Origin of the sequence: Anaerovibrio sp. (genome assembly GCF_045637405.1) — a bacterium.
GTDB lineage: Bacteria > Bacillota > Negativicutes > Selenomonadales > Selenomonadaceae > Anaerovibrio.
This window is the reverse complement of record NZ_JAZTZI010000123.1, coordinates 1-1,016: the sequence shown is the minus strand read 5'-3', so window position 1 is coordinate 1,016 and position 1,016 is coordinate 1. Positions and strand designations below refer to the sequence as shown.

Sequence of the window (1,016 nt, the reverse complement as noted above, 5' to 3'; positions counted from 1 at the left end):
GGAACGTCTTAAAAGACCCCATGGTTCCTCCGGTAAATCCAAGGCCAGTCATGGTATTTTGGTGGAGGGAGAAGGCGGCATGCTGGTGCGTTTGGCTAAGTGCTGTAACCCAATCCCAGGTGACCCTATTACCGGCTTTATTACCAAGGGGCGTGGTGTGTCCGTTCATCGTTCAGATTGTCCGAATGTGGCCATTACAGATAATGATGCATCTCGGGTTATTGCCGTAAATTGGGATGTGGGCATCGATAAGAACTATACTGTGGAGGTTGAGATTCATTGTAATGATTCGGCGGGGATTCTTACCAATATTTTGGCGGTTCCGGCCGAAATGAAGATGAATGTCAGCTCCGTAAATGCCCGTACCAACCGTAATAACAAGACTTCAGTGGTCATGCTTGGTGTTGAGGTAAGTGCGGCATCACAGGTTAACTCCTTAATGACCAAAATACGTCGTTTGAAGGATGTCTACAGCGTAAGCCGGGCTATGACCAACAACGCTGATAAGCGTAATGGCTAGTGCCAGTGCACTAATAGAGAGTGAAGTGAGATAATGGATTTTTCGGTAAAAACCCTAGTTGCCGGTATGGTGGGGACAAATTGTTATATTTTAAAGGACAATTCCACTGATGAAGGCATGGTAATAGATCCTGGTGACAATGCTAAAAGTATATTGGCGTATATAGAAGAGGCTGGAATTGACGTTAAGCTGGTGGTTCTTACCCATGGCCATTTTGACCATATTGGGGCAGTGGATGAGCTAAGGGAAAAACTCAAAGTGCCAGTGGCCATTCATAAGGATGATGCCGATATGCTTACAGACGGCAAGAAAAATTTATCTGCCTTTACCGGCGGCGGACTTGTAGAGGGAAAACCAGCGGATATACTCCTTAATGATGGAGACAATATATCCTTTGGTAAGTGTACTTTAAGGGTTATAAGCACTCCGGGACACACCAAGGGCGGTATTTGCCTGTATGGTGGAGGCGCTCTCTTTAGTGGAGATACTTTGTTTG

General features: G+C 45.8%; 2 protein-coding genes. Both read left to right on the top strand.

Annotation, left to right across the window (positions count from 1 at the left end; all coding sequences use genetic code 11):
- Positions 1-520 (top strand): ACT domain-containing protein (locus ACKI5G_RS08670; protein WP_407399504.1); only part of this gene is annotated, 520 nt, incomplete at its 5' end.
- A gap of 33 nt (positions 521-553) precedes the next feature.
- A partial coding sequence (locus ACKI5G_RS08665) for an MBL fold metallo-hydrolase (protein WP_407399502.1) occupies positions 554-1,016 on the top strand: 463 nt, incomplete at its 3' end.